The sequence below is a fragment of the Paenibacillus sinensis genome (assembly GCF_019904155.1).
Taxonomy (GTDB): Bacteria; Bacillota; Bacilli; order Paenibacillales; family Paenibacillaceae; genus Paenibacillus_AQ; species Paenibacillus_AQ sinensis.
This window is the reverse complement of sequence record NZ_JAHCMB010000188.1, coordinates 40445-58198: the sequence shown is the minus strand read 5'-3', so window position 1 is coordinate 58198 and position 17754 is coordinate 40445. Positions and strand designations below refer to the sequence as shown.

Below are 17754 nucleotides of genomic sequence, written 5' to 3'. Positions count from 1 at the left end.
TTTTCGGCCTCCTTATTTGATTCCCCCTGCCCTTTCAGGAACGGCAGCCTTCATCTCCCTGCTTCCTCCGCTCTGTGCGGCGTGCGCTTCACCGGCAGGCTTCATCACCGATTCCCCCTCAACATCAATGTTGGGAAGCAGGCGATCCAACCATTTCGGCAAATACCAGGCATGGCGTTCCAATAAGGTCATAACCGCCGGAACCAGCGTCAGACGCACGATGAAGGCATCGAACAGAATACCGAAGGATAGCGCGAGACCCATGGACTTGATAATCGGATCCCCGGCAAAAATAAAGCTGGCGAACACGGCAATCATGATCAGACCCGCAGCCGTTACGACAGGACCGCTGTGCTTCATTCCGCTGATAACGGCTCCGCGCGCATCTCCGCTGCGGCTGTAGTCCTCACGCATGCGGCTGACGAGGAATACTTCGTAATCCATCGCCAATCCGAACAATATGCCTGTGACCAGGATAGGCAGGAAGCTGAGTACCGGCCCCGGTACGGGAATTCCGAACAGATTCGCCAGATGCCCGTCTTGAATGACCCATACCACAAAACCGAGCGTGGAACCCAGGGTAAGCAGAAACCCGAGAACGGCTTTGACCGGAACGAGAATGGACCGGAATACCAGCATGAGCAGCACAAAGGCAAGGCCCACAATAAGCAGTGCGAATTTCGGCAGCGCTTCGGAGAGCTTCTCCGAAATATCGATATTGACTGCTGTTCCGCCTGTAACCATAATCTCGATATTTTTCTCCTTCAGCACCTTCTCCGCCTTGTCGCGGATATCCTTGACGAGTTCGGTCGTCTTGATGTCATGCGGTCCGGTCTTCGGCAGAACGCTGATGATGGCGGCCTTGCCCGAAGAGCTTGGAATAACCGGACTGACGCTTGCCACATCATTCAGATCCTTGAGATAAGCCGTTGCACTCGCAATCTCCTTCTGAGGGTCCTTGCTCTGCCCGGCTCGCGCGACAACGATCAGCGGACCGTTAAACCCTTCTCCGAATCCTTCAGCCAGCAGGACATAGCCCCGCCGTTCCGTAGTCTTGTCGGATTTAAGCCCATTGTCGGGAAGCCCCAGCTCCATGTGCAGAAACGGCAGTGTGCATACCGACAAAATGGCAATGGATAAAATAGCGGTTAACCAGGGCTTGCCTGTCACCAGCCTTCCCCAGCGGTTGGCAGACCCGGACTGCTTCTTGCCGCCGGATATTTTCCGCAGCCATTTATTTTCTCTTGCCGGGCCAATGCGTTCACCTGCGGCGGCCAATACGGCCGGCACAAAGATAACGGCAATCAACACGGCAACGAATACGCTAATGGCGGCCGCAAGCCCCATCATCGTAATGAACGGAATTTGCACAACGGACAATCCCGCCAGCGCAATAATGACCGTCAGACCTGCAAAGACCACCGAGCTGCCGGCGGTGGCATTGGCCTGGGCGATCGCTTCATTACGCTCATAACCCGCCGCCAGCTGCTGACGGTATCTGGATATGATAAAGAGCGCATAATCAATACCGACAGCCAGCGCCAGCATGACGGCCAGCGTAATGGAGAATGAAGACATGTTGACGAAGTTCGAGCCGATAACGACGATCATTAAGCCGATGCCCAGTCCGATCACCGCTGTCAGGATGGGCAGGCCCGCAGCCAGGAAGGAAGTGAAGGTGAACGCCAGAATGAGGAAGGCAATCAGGATGCCGATGACTTCGGAGACACCGCCGACTTCAATCTCGGAGAAAGCGACGCTGCCTCCAAGCTCGGTCTGGATGCCGTCCTTTCTTAAGGATTCAACCACTTTAAGAACATGTTCCTTGGAAGTCTCGGCAACTTCTCCGGCCGCTTGCTTGTACGTTACATCTGCGTAGCCGATTGTATGGCCGGCATTCAACGTGCCGGATTCATACGGGCTTGCAATGGACTGTACGGAGGAATCCTGCTGAATCTTCTGCAGCGCCGCCGTAACTTCTTTCTTGGCCGGATCGGAATCCAGCGTCCCTTCGCCGGATTTAAAGATCAGCCTGATCTGGCCTCCGCCGCCGGAGGACGGAAATTCCTGCTCCAGAATTTTGCCGGCCATATCCGATTTGGTTCCCGGAATTGTCATTTCACTAGTGAACGCCGTACCCATTCCCAGGCCAATTGAAGCCGCCAGAACAAGAATCAGCAGTCCTCCTGCGATAACTCCCTTCCTCCTCTTCGCCGACCACTTGCCAATTTGAAACAGCCATTTAGCCATAGTGCCACACTATCTCCTTTCCTTGCTGCTATTTTTTCAGGGCTTCCGTATGCCGGACAACCTCGTGCTCCCATCATAACGAAAACCAAACAGCAAAAAATCGTACATTAGGGCATGCCCTTCATGTACGATCGGGAAGAGTGGGGGAAGCTGGTAGGACAGCCCTGAAGCATAGGCCAGGCGGATTTATAAATGCAGAATGCCTTTCTCCACCGACACCGCTACAGCCTCCGAGCGTGAATCAACACCCAGCTTGTTGTAAATATTAGTCAAATGCGCCTTGACGGTCCGTTCCGATATGCCGAGGTCAAAAGCAATCTCTTTGCTTCGCAGTCCGCGGGCAACGGCTTGCAGGATAACCAGCTCTTTATCCGTGAGCAGCGTATTGTCCGGCTTGCTGACGGAAGCCGGGTTCTCCCGGTATCCGAACACCCTCGCCGTAATGTCGGGCTGAAGCAGCGTCTCTCCGCGCAGCGCGGACTCCAGCGTCCGGAACAGGTTGTCCCTGCCGGTATCCTTCAACAAATACCCTTTGGCTCCAAGCGCCAGACCATTGATCATCAGCTCGTCCTCATTATAGGTGGTCAGAATAATGACCGGAATGTCAATCTGCTTCTCCTTCATGACCGACAGCGTATCCAAACCGCTTAATCCGCCGGGCATGTTCAAATCCATCAGGATCACATCCGGCCTCAATTCCTCCATCTGTTCGAGAGCGGCCCTGCCTTCCTCAGCTTCTCCCACGATTTGGTACAGATCATTCGTCTCCAGGATCAGCTTGAGCCCTTCCCTGACTACCCAATGATCATCCACGATAAGTACCTTATGCTTCATGCTTCAGCCTCCATGCTCGATTGGTATGGTCAGTTTGATTGTTGTGCCGCCGCTGCCGCTCCGGATTTCCACGTCTCCCCCGATCAGCCGGGCGCGTTCGGACAGTCCGATCAGACCGTAGTGTCCCGCCTGCTTGCCTATTCTTGCAGTGTTAAAGCCTTTGCCATTATCGCTTATGATCATCCGAAGACCATTCTCCGTATCCGCAACGATAACCGTTACACGGGTGGCTTCAGCATGCCGGGCTGCATTCATCAGCGATTCGCTCAGAATATGAAGGATATGCTCCATCTGGAATCCTGACACGGATTGCTGAATCTTCCCGTCTAACACAGCTTCCACTCCTGTCGCCTGCCTGAATCGCATAAGCTGCTCCCGGGCGGCTTCATTGATGCTCAGAGTCGGCGCCGCTTTCGTCCTCAGATCGTCGATCGCCTTCCTGGCATCGGCCAGCGTCTGTCTTGCCTGTCCCATTGATCTCAATACGATCTCATGCGCCCGTTCCGTGCTGCCCCGGTCAAGATAAGCATCCACAGCCTCAAGCTGCATGATCAAGCCCGCAAGTCCCTGGGCGAGAGTGTCATGCAAATCCCGTGCCATGCGCTGCCTTTCGTTGGCCAGCGTCAGTTCCTCCACCTTCCGGTGAGCCCGCTCAAGATCGCTGAGAAAGGCCTGTGTCCGCACGCGGGCGTTAACCTGCCTGTAGAAGAGCACTGCGTAAGCGACCACGACTACGATCATCAGCAGGAGCATAGGGATAAAGAGCGCAAGCTCCCGCCCTCCGTTCTGCCTCGTAGCCGTTATCACAATAAACAGCAAATACAGAACAAAAGCGACCAGCACCACTTTGGACGCTTCATAATAAATGGCTATCGTCTGCCCGATAAGTACGGGAATCAGACCGATCGTTACAGCGGGCATTCCATCCGGCAGCATGAGAGCACCCCCGAATATCAGCAGAGCTTGAACGAACAGATAGAATATCCTGGACTTCTCCAGCAGCTCATTCGCGCGCCAGTACACCGCCATATGAATCCCCATAACGACTATAAAAAGAAGACTGGCCGCCGGCAGCGGGGCCGACAGAGTTTGCAACACAATCGTGACGATCGCAACAAGCGCGACCCAGAGCATTACAGGCAGCCGCGAAGCCGCGATATTGCCGGTCTCTTGAGCGGCTCCCGATTGCAGGGGCCTGGATGGGTTAAGCTTCCATTTCATCACATCACCTCGTCTCCATCCATTATAGTATGGGAGTTCGTCAATAACATGTACATAAGTACATGCCCATTCGTGCAGGGAGCGTATTACCGTTGAACCAATCCTGCCCGACTTCTGGCGAAAAAATGTAAAGAAGAACAACCCGGTGCGGGTTGTTCTTCCGTTCACTTCACTTTTATACACTTCCAGCAATGCACCTGTTAAATGACTCTTGCGACTTCATGAGCCTCGGCAACGGCGTTCAGGGCTCTGCGGGCGCGCAGCGCATCCCCTATTACATGGCATGGGATATGGTGGTCCTCACAGTACGCATTGATGTTCTCAAAATTACGCGATCTCGCACCGATGGCTACCACGACGGAATCACATGGATACTCAGCAATCTGACCCTTGCTTTCAATGACGACCCCATGCTCCTTGATCTCCACGCATTTGGCATCTGTCAGTATCTGTGCGCCGGAAGCGTTCAGATTCTCCATTACACAGATCGAGCGCAGATCGCCCAAATCCTTGGCTACCCGATCCAGCATTTCGACGACAGTTATATCGGAAGCCTTGCCGTGCAAGTATTCCGCGACCTCCAGGCCTACAAGCCCGCCCCCGATAATGATCACTTTGCCCGAAACTTCCGACTTGCCCGCAAGCACGTCATGGGAATTCGTGACCAACGGCAGATGACCGCCGGGCACTTTCAGCTCCATCGGGGCAGCGCCTACCGCGACAATCACTTCATCCGGCTTCAGCTCTTCCAGCACAGAGGCGGTGACAGGCGTTCCAAGTCTTACCTCGATCCCCGCCCGGACCACCTGCTCTCCCCGGGACAAGGCCGCCTCTTTCATCTCTTCTTTTCTCGGAGCCTCGCCGGCAAGCGCGAACTGTCCGCCGAGCGTCGCCCCGGCTTCGCATACAATGGGATGATGACCTCTGCGTTTCAGGATCATGGCTGCTTCCAGACCGGCGATTCCGCCTCCTGCAACGACAACCTTCTTCGGATGATCCGTTGCCGATAACCGATATTCCGCTTCTCTTCCCAGTGCCGGATTTCTCAAGCAGGTAATGAAAGGCATCTCGCTTGATACGAATCCGTCGTAGCAGCCCTGATTGCATGCGACGCACTGGACGATATCTTCCGTCTGTCCCGCCTGGGCTTTGTTGCAGAACTCAGGGTCCGCGAGCTGGGCGCGGCCGATGACGACCATATCCGCCTTGCCATCAGCCAGAATCTCTTCGGCCTGGGCCGGAGCGTTGATTCGTCCCACCGCCACGGTCAGCATGCCGGTCTCCTTTCGGATTCGGGCGGCGTTGTCAACATTGAAGCCTCTCGGAAGGTCGATCGGCGGAACCTCATACTTGATGGCCGGAGAGGAGAAGTTGCCGCGCGATACGTCCAGCACATCTACTCCGGCACCCTTGGCCATGCCGCAGAACTCGATTACTTCCTCTATGGTCAAGCCGCCCTCCAAATAATCGTCATGCGCATCAATTCGCATGAAGAGCGGCATTTCATCCGGAATATTGCTGCGTATGGCCTCGATGCACTCAATGAGGAAACGGGCCCGGTTTTTCAAATCTCCGCCGTATTCATCCGTTCTGCGGTTGAAGAAAGGACTTAGAAAGGAATGAGGCGTGTAATTATGGCCGGCATGAAATTCGATAGTGTCAAATCCCGCGTCCACCGCCCGTCTGGCTCCCTCTCCGAAGGCTTCGGCCGCTTCTTTTAGCGTTGAGATATCGGCACCGGGAATCGTATACTCTGTTCCCTGGACGGGCACGGGACTTGGAATAATGATCATCTGCTCGGGGTCGCTGGCCACCGCCAGTCCTCCAAGCCATAGCTGAATCCCCGCCTTGCCTCCCGCTTCGTGAATCGCATCCGCAAGCTGCTTTAGACCGGGAATATATTTGTCATCGGAAATGGCAAGGAAGTTCTTGGGGGAAGCAGGTCCATAAACGGAGCATACTTCGGTAAAATTCAATCCGCAGCCTCCCTCGGCCCGGGCTGTCTGATAATCGATGAGCTGCTGTGTTACGTAACGATCCTCGCTAGGCATCTTTGTTCCCATTGCGGGAAGTATAACCCGGTTCTTTAATTCCAAACCTCTGATCCGAATAGGGCTGAACAAAGTATGAAACGCCATATGAATTCTCCTCCGCGTTATCGCGTTATTTTGCCATGCAAGCACGAAGATTGTTCATTAATTCACATACCAACCCTCACCGGCTTGCCTGTACGATAACTATATCGGAGAACCAAAATTAAAACAATATGTTTGAAACATAATGTTTGAACAATTCAGTAACTTAAGAACTTAAGGAATTAAGCCGACTGCAAAGCTCTAATCAGCAGTTTAAGGTACTCCATTCTTGCCTCTTTCTGCATTAAGAACATGCTGTCCATCTCGGCAACTCCTTCATATTCCGTGGGGTAATTGATGGATGAGGTGAACATCAGATACTTGTAATTATGGCTGATCTCATCGCCCGCTATAAGATTCCGCAGCAATTGCTTCAGGCGCTCCCCTATTTCCGCAGATAGCCGGATAATTCTCGCGGAGGTTTCGTCCGTCCCGGCCATTTTCAACGAATGCGCATGGATGACCATGTTGCCGGGAAAACGCAATGCATACTCCATAATCTCGTTGGCGGCCAACAGCAGCTTCTCTTCATCGCCGTATTCTTCGCTCTTCAATATGTCCAGCACGGTCATGGTGTTCTCAATGTAGAACTCTTTAACCAATCTCACCATCTCGTCCTTTGTCCGAAAATAGTAATTAATGGCGCCCACGTTCACGTTCGCTTCCTTCGCTATAGCCCGAATGGAGATATCGCAGGTTTTCTTTGTTCCCATTAAATATAAAGCCCGGTCCAGAATGCGTTCCTCAATATTGTTAAGCTCTCTCATATGCCACCTCTAACTTGTTAATCTGTAAACAATGTATTAGAAAATGGCGGATTGCGCAAACCTCCTTTCCTGAGCGCAACACAAAAGGGATTGCTCCCGGCCGTTGAACACGGTGTCAGGGCAACCCCTCGCAGGCCAATCCTGCAATCTGAAAACAACATCTGCGCATGGAGCGTTATCATGTCTGCATGAAATGCTGTTACACGTCCAGCTCTGAAACCTCCTTGGGATATTCCCGCTCCTTCTCGTTGCTGCTGTGCAGCGGATTCCACACCTGGGCGAAGAACGGGTCCAACTTGGCTCTGGCGGCATAATTCCAGCTTGTGCGCTCGCACACCGGACACCAGTGGCCGCCTTCCAGAACAAGACGCGGACTTGCTTCAAAATCATGGCCGAAGGCGCAGGTGAAGTTCAGTTTGCCTTTCCAATCCCCTTTGTTCATGGAATCCGACTTGCATTCTCCCCCTCTGAATTTCGCAGCGCCCTTCATATCTTCCAGTTCCAGTTCGCTCTCCGGCTTGAATTCGTTATAACCGTGGTCAATCCATACCGCCTTATCCCAGTCCTTGAAATGCTCGAATTGATTAATGTCATCCGGTATCGCTTCCCAGGCTTTCTTACTGCCCCAATAGGCGTCGATATGCTCTTCCATGCCCTGCTCGATGAACCGGACTGTACCGTGATCGGTTCGGGCCTCCTTCAGAAAAATCTTCTTCATGATGCTTCCCATCAGCCGTTGTCCTCCCGGCAGCCTGCATATGAACCGGGACACGCCTGCGGTGGCTCCGAGATTCTCCAGATAGGCGTCATAGAAATACTGCATGGAATCCTGTCTGAAATGCAAGTGCTCCTCCAGCTTGTCCGAATCCAGATAATACTGCCCGTGGAAATTCCGCGTTGCATACCATTTGGGGTCAATGACATGCTTCAAATCCTTGAAGCCGATGGCGCCATAGAGCTCCTTGTACATCGCAAAAGTATCGACCCGGCAGCTCTCGCCGCCCCCGATGTTATAAATATGCCCCCAGAAATCCTGCGACAGCTCGCCGGTATGATCCCTCCGGCATAGATTCCCCAGCAATCTGCCGGAATCTCTGTCCGACACATATTCCAGCACATTATCCAGGCAATTGTGGAACATAATCGCATCCTTGATCTTGCTCATGGCGGGCCCCATAATGCCGGTCTGCCTGAGACTGACCCAGTATTTCAGTCCGGATTCAATCAGAAGACGCTCTGCGGCTATTTTGGAGACAGCATAATAATCGTACATGCTCGGCTTGATGGGATCACCGACCCGGCCCCAATGAATCGGCGGCATACGGTCCCCTGTCTCGGCAATCGTGCCGATGGAGACGACTTTGACTTCTCCCATGCGGCCCTGTTCCTCGATCGCCTGAATGATATTTCTCATGGACCCGTAGTTCACCTGCATCGCCAGCTTGGGATGATAATCCGCCGCCGGCGATACCAAGGCTGCAACATGCAAGACGATATCCGTATTCTTCATGCATTCACTTACGTCCTTGTAATTGGTAAGATCCCCCCAATGGATGGTCAGACCCTTCCTGTTCTCATAGTCCTTCAGCTTCTGTCTGTCTTTCTCGGTATCCATGACCAATATTGCAATATCGAATTTATCCGTATGCTTTAACAGTTCCTGCAAGCCCAGAAACCCCATGCCTCCGGTAGCGCCGGTTAACAGAATTTTTTGTTTGCTCATGTCTGTACTCCTCTCATTACATCTCCAGCATCCGCTTCTCAAACTGGATCATTGTTGGTTATAATTCTGTTATACTGACACAGTGTCTATTTCACAACCACCAGTTGTTTTCAGATTGTTGTGTGTAAGACACTTTTCGAATACATGTTGTCTTCCCGTCAAATCATTCCGTATTCTTCAGAGAAAGGGTGCATCCGATTGAAGAACAATGAGAACCAGAGAGTGCGATTAACGAAAACTTTATTGAAGAACAGTCTGATCGAGCTGATGCGCTCCAAGTCCGTCCATAAAATCACAATCAAGGAATTATGTGAAAATGCCGGAATCAACCGCTCCACCTTCTATCTGTATTACAAAGACCAGTTCGCGCTTCAGCATGATATTGAAGAGGACCTGCTCCACCATGTCCGGCGGCATCTGGAGAAGATCGACTCCAATTCGGACAACCTTCATTATTTACAGGAACTGTTGGCCTATATCAAGGATAACTCCGAAGTCTTTAGCATCCTGCTGAGCCGTCTGGACAATTTGACATTCCAGACCAGCTTCATCGGCGAAGCCATCACTGCCCTGAAGGTGAAGCTCGATCTGAACAGCCCCGAGCATATATCCGGCTATATCTACCGCTACCTGATCATGGGGAGCTTGAGCATAATCAATAAATGGATGGAAGACGGGTTCGATCTGACTGTTGAAGAGCTGTCGGATATGATCTTCCAGTTATCCGACAGCGCCGCATCCGCATACAGCCGGCTGTGATCGTGTCAGGCAGGGAGCCGCTGTAGCCGTTCAGGACTTGCCGCTCCCTGCTCCTTCCCCGGCTGGCTGGATGATGCTGCATGCTACTTGCGGAGAGGACAGGTGTATTCATGCTTGCCGCTCTCAAGCGTCCGGGTCTCCCCGTCCGGCATAACCAGTGTGCATACGGTCGAGACCGGAACCTGCACCCGAATGACAAACCGATCTCCTTCCAGGCTCCAATCGGAAGCAACAAGCCCATAAGGCGTCTTGACACTCCCTCTGGCTGACGTAATTTCGCCGCCTATGAGCGGAGCGATTCGAAATGTCCGATAGCCCCCGCCGGTCGGCTCAATGCCGGCAATCCGTCTGTACAGCCAGTCTCCGACAGCGCCGTTGGCATAATGATTGAAGGAGACCATGCCTCCGCCGGATTGCTCGTCTGACTTCTTGCCGGCAAGGTCGCTGATATTGACCGAACCGTCCGGTCTGAGCGCATCCCAACGCTCCCAGATCGTCGTTCCGCCCGCTTTGACCTCGTATAACCAGGAAGGACAACCCTCCTGAAGAAGCAAATCAAAGGCTGTATCCTCATATCCATTGTCAGACAGAGCAAAGAGCAAATATGGCGTTCCTGTAAACCCCGTCGTCAGGCGGTTGCCCGCATCGCGTACGAGACGGGCCAGATTCTCGGCCATAGCCTCTCTCTCGCGGCCCTCCGTCATCTCAAAATGAAGAGGCAGAACATAGGCGGTCTGGAATTCCTTGTTCAATTTGCCGTGGCCGTCGGTGAAGATCATACGGTACGCCTGGATAATCTTCTTGCGAAGCTTGCGGTAATCGGCCGCATCCTGCTCGTATCCGAGCAGCTCGGCGATTTGGGCGGCGATTGCGCAGGAATTCGCAAAGTAAGCCGTGCCCACCCATTTCCCTTTCTTCAGCCACTGTCTGATCGTCTCGTCCGGCGCGCACCAATCGCCGAAGTGGAAGGGAAAGCGCCAGACATGGCGGCTGTTCGGTGTAAAGGACAGAAACGACGACCACCATTTCGCCGCCTTGAGAAATTTCTGGATGGTCGGATACTGAAGCTGCAAGAGCCGCATATCTCCACGCGCCAGGTATTCCGCCCAAGGAACCAGAACACAGCTATCCCCCCAAGCCGAGTTCGCCATGACCGGCCAGGAATCGCCGGCACGCGGGATGACCATGGGGATACCGCCGCCGCCGCCCTGCTCGGCGCGCATATCCATCAGCCATTTGTCAAAGAAGCGGCTCAGATCAAAATTGTAACAGGCGGTCCGGGCGAAGACGGCGATGTCGCCGGTCCAGCCCTGTCGTTCGTCCCGCTGCGGACAATCGGTAGGGATGTCGAGGAAGTTGGACTTGCCGCCCCAGCGAATATTGCTGTGCAGCCGGTTGATCAGTTCGTTCGAGCACTCGAACTCGCCGATCTCCTCAAAATCGGAATGCAGGACAAGGGCCGACAAGTCCAGGCTCTCCGCATCGATTCCGCTTACGCCTACATACCGGAAGCCCATGTAGGTAAGGCGCGGAGAATACGTCTGCTCGCCGTCCGTGCAAATATAAGTGGCCGTCGCTTTGGCCGTCCGCAGCGATTTGACGTACAACTCGCCGTCAACAAGCACCTCGGCGTGGCGGAAGACCACCTCCTGCCGGTGCTTGCCGCGCAGGCGGGCCGAAATGACACCGGCAAAATTCTGCCCGAAGTCATAAATAATCTCGCCGCTGGGGGCTATAACGCAGGAGATCGGCCGCATGACCTCCTGCACCCGGACGGGATCGCCGTACTGAGCCAACAGAACCGGGTCCTTGCGCGGCGCGGTCCGGTTGACAGGCTTCCAGGCGATGGTCTTCAAATCGACGGTGGCATCATACCTCTCTCCGTCATACCATTCCGCCATGCGAAAATTGCCTTCCTCCGATACCTGCCAGGCTTCGTCGGTGCCTACCATTTCCCGGGTTCCGTCCGCGTATTCAAGATGCAGCTCGCATAGGAAGGCTTGCCGGTCCGCATAAATCTTGCTCTTGCGGTTGTAATTGAAGGAGCCGGCCGCCCAGCCCCCGGCCACAATAGAGATCAGCATATTGGATTCCGCCAGCATATCGGTAACGTCATAGGTTTGATATTGAATCTGATGCTCATAAGAAGTAAAACCCGGTGCAAAATAGTCCTCGCCCACCTTGCTTCCGTTCAGCATCAGCTCATATACGCCAAGCGCGGTTGCATGAACCCATGCCCGCCGCAGCGGCTTGCTGACCGTAAAGGAGCGGCGGAAAGTCATTGGCGCAGGAGATTGCTTCTTCGGATAATCATAGCTTCCGTCGGTAATCCATTGCGCTTTCCAGGGAGTATTTAACCGTCCGGTTTGAAAGGCGGTCTCGGCCTCGGCCGATTCTCCGCTTGTCCCTGTGGCAAGCACATGTACCGGGTAAGTGGTGTAAGGCTTCCATTCACCGTCATACAGATTGTTGATTTGATCGGTTGTTTCCCGCGACCAGCTGCCGATTGTAATGACCGCCTTACGGAGCTTCTCTCCTGCACGATCGGAATCAAGCGCGAAGGAAATATTGGGCTTTCGGTCTGTAACACAGCCTGCCGCGAGGCCGTCAATTTTCAAGCTGGATATGTTAAGCATATAAATTCTCCTCCCGGCGGGCGCTGATCTCCTGCTGCTTGCTGTCCAGATTCTTCTCCACATTCAGGAAAGCCAGCAGCACAACCAGAACTAGACTGGTAAGCGCTTCCAATCCAACAAAAGAAAAGGTGATGATATGCTGAACCGCCTCAGGCTGCGCAGAGACAAGAGCTCCCGACTGGTTGTAAAATGGTGCTGCATAGCCGGCGGATGCCAGCAATCCATTAAATATACCCGTGCAGATTCCGATCATCGTTACGGAAATTGTCGTATAGATGGACATCGCAATGCCATCGCAGCGGAATTTGTATTTCCATTCCATATGGTCCAGCGTATCGGCGAATAGCGCCATAATGATATAAGCGCTGGGCAGCAGACCCAGATTCTTAATAAATTGCCCGGCCAGCACAATCGGCATATTGGCCGGAAAGATCCAGCATATAGCGCTCCCAAGGGCGACAAAGACAAACCCGGCCATTGTCAGGTTCCGTTTGCCGAATCTTTTGGCAAGAGGCCATACGGCAAAAATTCCAATGCCGAGCGGAACTCCGCCAACAACGGAAATCAGCATCTGTGTGATCCCGTCGTTGTACGTGCCAAGCACATAGTTGCAGTAATATACAAGACTCAGGTTTTTTAGGCATACCGCAAAGGTGTAGATCAGAAAATAGCTTAAAAAGATTATCATATACTTGTCGGTAATGACCGCCTTCCACTGACTGCGAAACGGCACATTGCCTTCCTCGCTTCGGTCCGAGGCTTCAGCCGTAACCCGTTCCTTGGTAAAGAAGTATTCAAGCAGCGTCAGCGGAAGGGCCACAATGGAGATGATGCACATGACCGTGATCCACCGGCTCTTGTCCACCCCGATGATCGGGAGGATGAACATTGGAAAGATCAGCGCGACAATAATGCCGCTCATCATTATCGTTGAAATCTGGCTGAATACGGACAGCTTGCCGCGCTGGCTGCTGTCGCGGGTGGACAGCGGCACCATCAAATTATGGCTGACGTTGTAAGTTGTAAAGGCAATGGAGTAATACAGATTGTAGGACACAATAATCCATATCACCTGGACCTTGGTATCAGCCTGCGGGACAAGAAACAGGAGAATGCCCGATAGCATCAGAAGCGGAGCAGCCAGCAGCAAATACGGACGCGCCTTTCCTTGTCTCGTTCTGGTACGGTCAATGAGATAACCCATGACGAAATTGGCGATGGCATCCAGCACCTTGGAGACGATCGGAAACACGACCAGAAACGCCCCGCCTGCGACAGAGGTCAAGCCCAGGACATCCGTATAAAACACATTCAAATAAGCGGCCAGGACCGCATTCAGCAGCAGTGCTCCTGACGGTCCGATCAAATAACCCAGCCAATGTTCCTTGGCTGCGGTTCCCTGCGAAGTGATGCGGGAATCCAGTGATTTAGCCTGGAAGAACGCTTTCATTCCTTTCATGTCGAACACTCCTTATTGGTCGGCCGGCAGCGGCAGCGGTTTATCCTTGTTCAAGAATGCTTTCATACCTCGAAGCAGACGGCCGTTCGCCAGCTCCACAAAACCGATGGCTGTCTGGTAAGTGAACTTGCCCCCGGATGACATGCACATGGAACGGATAGAGTTGTACGGCATCATTTTGACAAGAAAGTGGGAGTTCTTCAGCCTTGTGTCCCGTTCAAGCGAATCCGGCATGGCTAGCGCCTTGTTATACTCCTTCTGAATTACACTCATAACCGCCTTATACAGAATCCGCCCCATAACAGATCGCTTGAATTCGCTGAGCCGGGATTCCAGTGTCAGGGGCTCGCGTGAGCCGGATTGCGTCTCCGTAACAGGGAAGCCAACGAGCTCCGGGAAGCAGGACGGGATGCTGCGCGGCGGTGTGGCATAAGCGGCTGTGATTCCCGATGAATACGGGCTGGCTGCATCGGCTCCGTCCGTTACGTTCAGCGGCGCCATCAAGCGGATATCAGCGGCTGAAGCGGCAAGACAGATGTCGTAGGCGCCGTTCTCCAGCACCCAGCTGCGGAGCTTGACGTTCCAATAGGACAAATCCGATTTCTTGAAGGCCAGGGTGACGGTTCTCGTCTCGCCGGCGGGCACGAAGATTTTGGTGAAAGCGCGAAGCTCCTTGGCAGCCTTGAATACCTTGCTTGTGTTGCTGCTTACATATAGCTGGACGACCTCGGAGCCGTCACGGTCTCCGGTATTCGTCAGTTCGGCCGATACCTGAATGCTGCCGCCCGCTTCGCTGACAGACAGGCCGCTGTATTGAAACGACGTATAGGACAATCCATATCCGAATGGGAAGCGTAGCGCTGTTCCTGATTTGTCATAATAACGGTAACCGACATAGATGCTTTCGTAATACCGGGACACGGAGCTGCGGTTATAGTCGGCGTAACTGCTCGAATCCTCTACACGCATAGGCCAGCTCTCCGTCAGCTTGCCGGATGGCGTCGCCTCGCCGTACAACAATGCCGCGGCGGCCTCTCCGCCGTACATCCCGGGCAAATACATATCCAGCATTGCGGAAAGCCCTTCCCAGGAAGGCAATTCTACCGGAGCGCCCGCGAACAGGACGAGCACCACTTTCTTGCCGGTCTCAACCAGGGCGCGCAGCAGCTCGGTCTGGTTCTCCCCCATTCTCATATGCTCCCGGTCGAAGCCTTCGCTCTCTTCGAAGTCCGACAGACCGCCGAAGAACAAAATGGTATCGGCTTGCGCTGCCGCTTCAAGAGCGGCCTTCTCCAGCCCGGCGTCCCGTTCCGTATAGAAGCAGCGATAGCCTTTGGCATAGACGTACGAAATGCCGCGGCGGTCAAAGGCATTCTGCGGTGTAATCACCATGGGCGGGTTAATCAGAGAGGACCCGGCTCCCTGGTACCGCATTTTCTCAAACATCTCGCCGATGACGAGCAGCTTCTCGCTGCCTCTGAGCGGTAGAGTGCCATCATTCTTGAGAAGGACGGCGCTCTCTTTGGCGATCTCACAGGAGAGCCGGGCATGCTTCTCGGCGTCATATCCGCCCTTCGGCCGCTTGGCCGTACATCGGTCAATCAGCTTGAGCATTCTGCCGGCAGCCTGATCCAGCTGATCCATCGGCAATCTCCCGCTCTTGGCAGCTTCAATGACCGATTTCCGGTTATGCCATACACCTCCCGGCATATCCAGGTCACAGCCGGCAAGCACACCTTCGACACGATCGCTGGTTGCGCCCCAATCGGTCATCACAACGCCGTCATATCCCCACTCATCGCGCAAAATCGTATCCAACAGCAGCTTGTTTTGCGAGGCGAACGTACCATTCAGACGATTGTAGGAGCACATGACCGTGTAGGGCTTCGTTTCTTTTACTACGCTTTCAAAAGCCCGGAGGTAAATCTCGCGAAGTGCGCGTTCATCGACAACGCTGTCGCCTATGAACCGGTAATTCTCATTGGAGTTGGCGGCAAAATGCTTGACGCTGACTCCGACGCCCTTACTCTGGACTCCCCGCACAAATGCCGAGCCGAACATGCCAGAGACCAGCGGGTCCTCCGAGTAGTATTCGAAGTTCCGCCCGCACAATGGGCTGCGCTTGATATTGACGCCGGGCGCGAGCAGCACGTCTACCTCTTCCGCGAGGCATTCTTCCGCAATGGCTTCACCCATACGGAAAGCCAGGTCCGGGTCCCATGAAGAGGCAACAGTCGCAGAAGTCGGAAAGGCCGTCGAATGCTCGTTGTCAGCGACAGAGAAACCGCCGTTTGCCGTCCGGACCTTGCGAAGCCCATGCGGACCGTCGGTCAGGAAGAGCTTCGGTATGCCGATGCGGGGAATGGAATTGGTGTTCCATGAATCCACCCCCTCGAGCAGGGCAGCCTTTTCCTCAATCGTCATTTTACCTAGAAGTTTTTTTGTGTTATTCATCATTTCCCCCCCTTTGGTGCTTAATTTCAGTCTAGGTGGTCCCGGGGAAACCGTATTGTAATTTCATTAACTTTTTTGCATTTATTGAAGACATCTCTACCTTGGAAGAAACCGTGAATCAGGCCCTCGCAGTAAAACGGCGACCTGCCGCAGGTCCAAATACCTGCAACAAATCGCCTTTATCCATGATTATCAAATTTGTACTCCCGAAGCTGCAAGCTATGTGCGATTCCGGGAAGTATTCCTGTATTTCAGGGGAGTCATTCCCACATGCTTTTTAAACAAGTTCTGAAAATAGCTCTGCGACGAAAAACAAAGATAGCTGCTGATCTCGCTTAACGATTTATCGGAGAACGCCAACAGCCTTTTGGCCTCCTCCAGCTTCTCCATATTAATGAACGTGTTCAGGCTGATTCCCGTGTCTTTAATAAATTTGCTGGAAATATAGGAAGCGCTCACTCCAAGATCACGCGCGATATCATGAACCAGAAGGATGGTATTGATGTTTTTCTTAATGTATTGAATGCATTTGATCGTGACGGATGAAGCGTTCGAAGGAAGCTTGTTCTTGGCGACTCTTTCCGCAAAATCCAGAACCATCTGCTGGCGAAGCAGAGACAGCGAATCCACCAAAGAGATGCCTTCCGCTTGCTGAATGTAGATATCGCTCAATTGATACGCCGTTTCCACATCCAGGCCGCCTTCAATCGCTGCCCGGGTAACGAGGGTGCTGCTTATGATAAATATGTTTTTTTCCTGGCGAAGCGTATCCTTGGCAATCGTTCCTGCCTTGCTTCGTACCGAATTCTCGAATAGGGCGCTCAGCTTGTCGGTGTCTCCGCCGCGAACATAAGCGAGCATTTGCTGCTCCAGATTATATGTGCCATGACGGTACAGCGCTTCATCGGAATCGTACAGGGCTTCGGTCAGATTATGTTTGATGTCGGTCCCGAAGCTGTGAAATTTATTCCCCAGCAGCAGTAATTCTTCAACGCTCACCCGTGTCCGGCTCAGGGAAAAATTCAAAAAACATAACGCATTCAAAAAGCTTTCAAACGAAATCAGGGGGATTTCGGACAGGAATTCTTCAAATTCCGCCAGATAGGGATGGGGGATCGAGGAATCCATCATAATCCTGTTCAGATGCCCATGCGTTAATGGGATATTATAGCCCGGACCAATGATGAAGCCGCTGTCCGCATCAAGGGTTCCGACTTTGCCACAGAACAGAAAATGCCCGGTCACCTGATAGCTGACTCTGTTTGAATCTTGAAGCAAAACTGAGATGGGTTGTCTCAAGGGTTCCAAATAGGGCGGAACATCGGGCAGCATCCTCATTAAAGCTCCATTCTTATAGAGGCGTATGGGCAGCCCGGTCAAATTATAGAAAGAATCCATCAAGAAGTACATATCCGTCTTATGCATGAAATCACCTCGGGCAGCCTTATATCTCTATCATACTCAAAACAGCGCAATAACAACATTGTACATAAGGGTAGGCCCTGCATGTACGATT

At 53.1% G+C, this 17754-nt stretch carries 11 protein-coding genes; 1 reads left to right on the top strand and 10 read right to left on the bottom strand.

Features of this window, described 5'->3' with window-relative positions; genetic code table 11:
• Nucleotides 1-12: 12 nt before the first annotated feature.
• From KIH86_RS22085 to KIH86_RS22060, 6 genes are all read right to left on the bottom strand, one after another.
• Nucleotides 13-2250, bottom strand: coding sequence for an MMPL family transporter (locus tag KIH86_RS22085; protein ID WP_223083486.1), 2238 nt, complete (start codon nt 2248-2250; stop codon nt 13-15).
• A gap of 186 nt (nt 2251-2436) precedes the next feature.
• A complete protein-coding gene (locus KIH86_RS22080; RefSeq protein WP_223083485.1) occupies nt 2437-3084 on the bottom strand; it encodes a response regulator in 648 nt (215 codons plus the stop codon).
• Nucleotides 3085-3087: 3 nt separating this feature from the next.
• The gene (locus tag KIH86_RS22075) at nt 3088-4305 is read right to left on the bottom strand and encodes a sensor histidine kinase (RefSeq protein ID WP_223083484.1); all 1218 of its coding nucleotides are present in this window, start codon (nt 4303-4305) and stop codon (nt 3088-3090) included.
• 200 nt (nt 4306-4505) lie between these two features.
• Nucleotides 4506-6443, bottom strand: a complete 1938-nt coding sequence (gene baiCD, locus KIH86_RS22070) for a bile acid Fe-S flavoenzyme BaiCD (RefSeq protein ID WP_223083483.1) — start codon at nt 6441-6443, stop codon at nt 4506-4508.
• 179 nt (nt 6444-6622) lie between these two features.
• Nucleotides 6623-7207, bottom strand: a complete 585-nt coding sequence (locus tag KIH86_RS22065; RefSeq protein WP_223083482.1) for a TetR/AcrR family transcriptional regulator — start codon at nt 7205-7207, stop codon at nt 6623-6625.
• Between the two features lie 199 nt (nt 7208-7406).
• Complete coding sequence (locus KIH86_RS22060; RefSeq protein WP_223083481.1) at nt 7407-8930, bottom strand: NAD-dependent epimerase/dehydratase family protein; 1524 nt, start codon at nt 8928-8930, stop codon at nt 7407-7409.
• A 222-nt stretch (nt 8931-9152) separates the two neighbouring features.
• Between KIH86_RS22060 and KIH86_RS22055 the strand changes: the two genes are divergently transcribed.
• Nucleotides 9153-9689, top strand: coding sequence for a TetR/AcrR family transcriptional regulator (locus tag KIH86_RS22055; RefSeq protein WP_223083480.1), 537 nt, complete (start codon nt 9153-9155; stop codon nt 9687-9689).
• A gap of 83 nt (nt 9690-9772) precedes the next feature.
• Here KIH86_RS22055 and KIH86_RS22050 read toward each other — a convergent pair whose 3' ends face one another.
• From KIH86_RS22050 to KIH86_RS22035, 4 genes are all read right to left on the bottom strand, one after another.
• Entirely contained in the window at nt 9773-12325 is a 2553-nt protein-coding gene (locus tag KIH86_RS22050) for a family 78 glycoside hydrolase catalytic domain (RefSeq protein ID WP_223083479.1), read from the bottom strand.
• Complete coding sequence (locus KIH86_RS22045; RefSeq protein ID WP_223083478.1) at nt 12318-13784, bottom strand: MFS transporter; 1467 nt, start codon at nt 13782-13784, stop codon at nt 12318-12320. The genes KIH86_RS22050 and KIH86_RS22045 overlap by 8 nt, the downstream gene beginning before the upstream one ends.
• Before the next feature lie 12 nt (nt 13785-13796).
• Nucleotides 13797-16238 carry a beta-glucosidase gene (locus KIH86_RS22040; RefSeq protein ID WP_223083477.1) on the bottom strand — a complete coding sequence of 814 codons (2442 nt, stop codon included), beginning with the start codon at nt 16236-16238 and terminating at the stop codon, nt 13797-13799.
• A 219-nt stretch (nt 16239-16457) separates the two neighbouring features.
• On the bottom strand, nt 16458-17516 hold the full coding sequence (locus KIH86_RS22035; RefSeq protein ID WP_223110666.1) for a helix-turn-helix domain-containing protein: 1059 nt from the start codon (nt 17514-17516) through the stop codon (nt 16458-16460).
• Between the last annotated feature and the right edge of the window lie 238 nt (nt 17517-17754).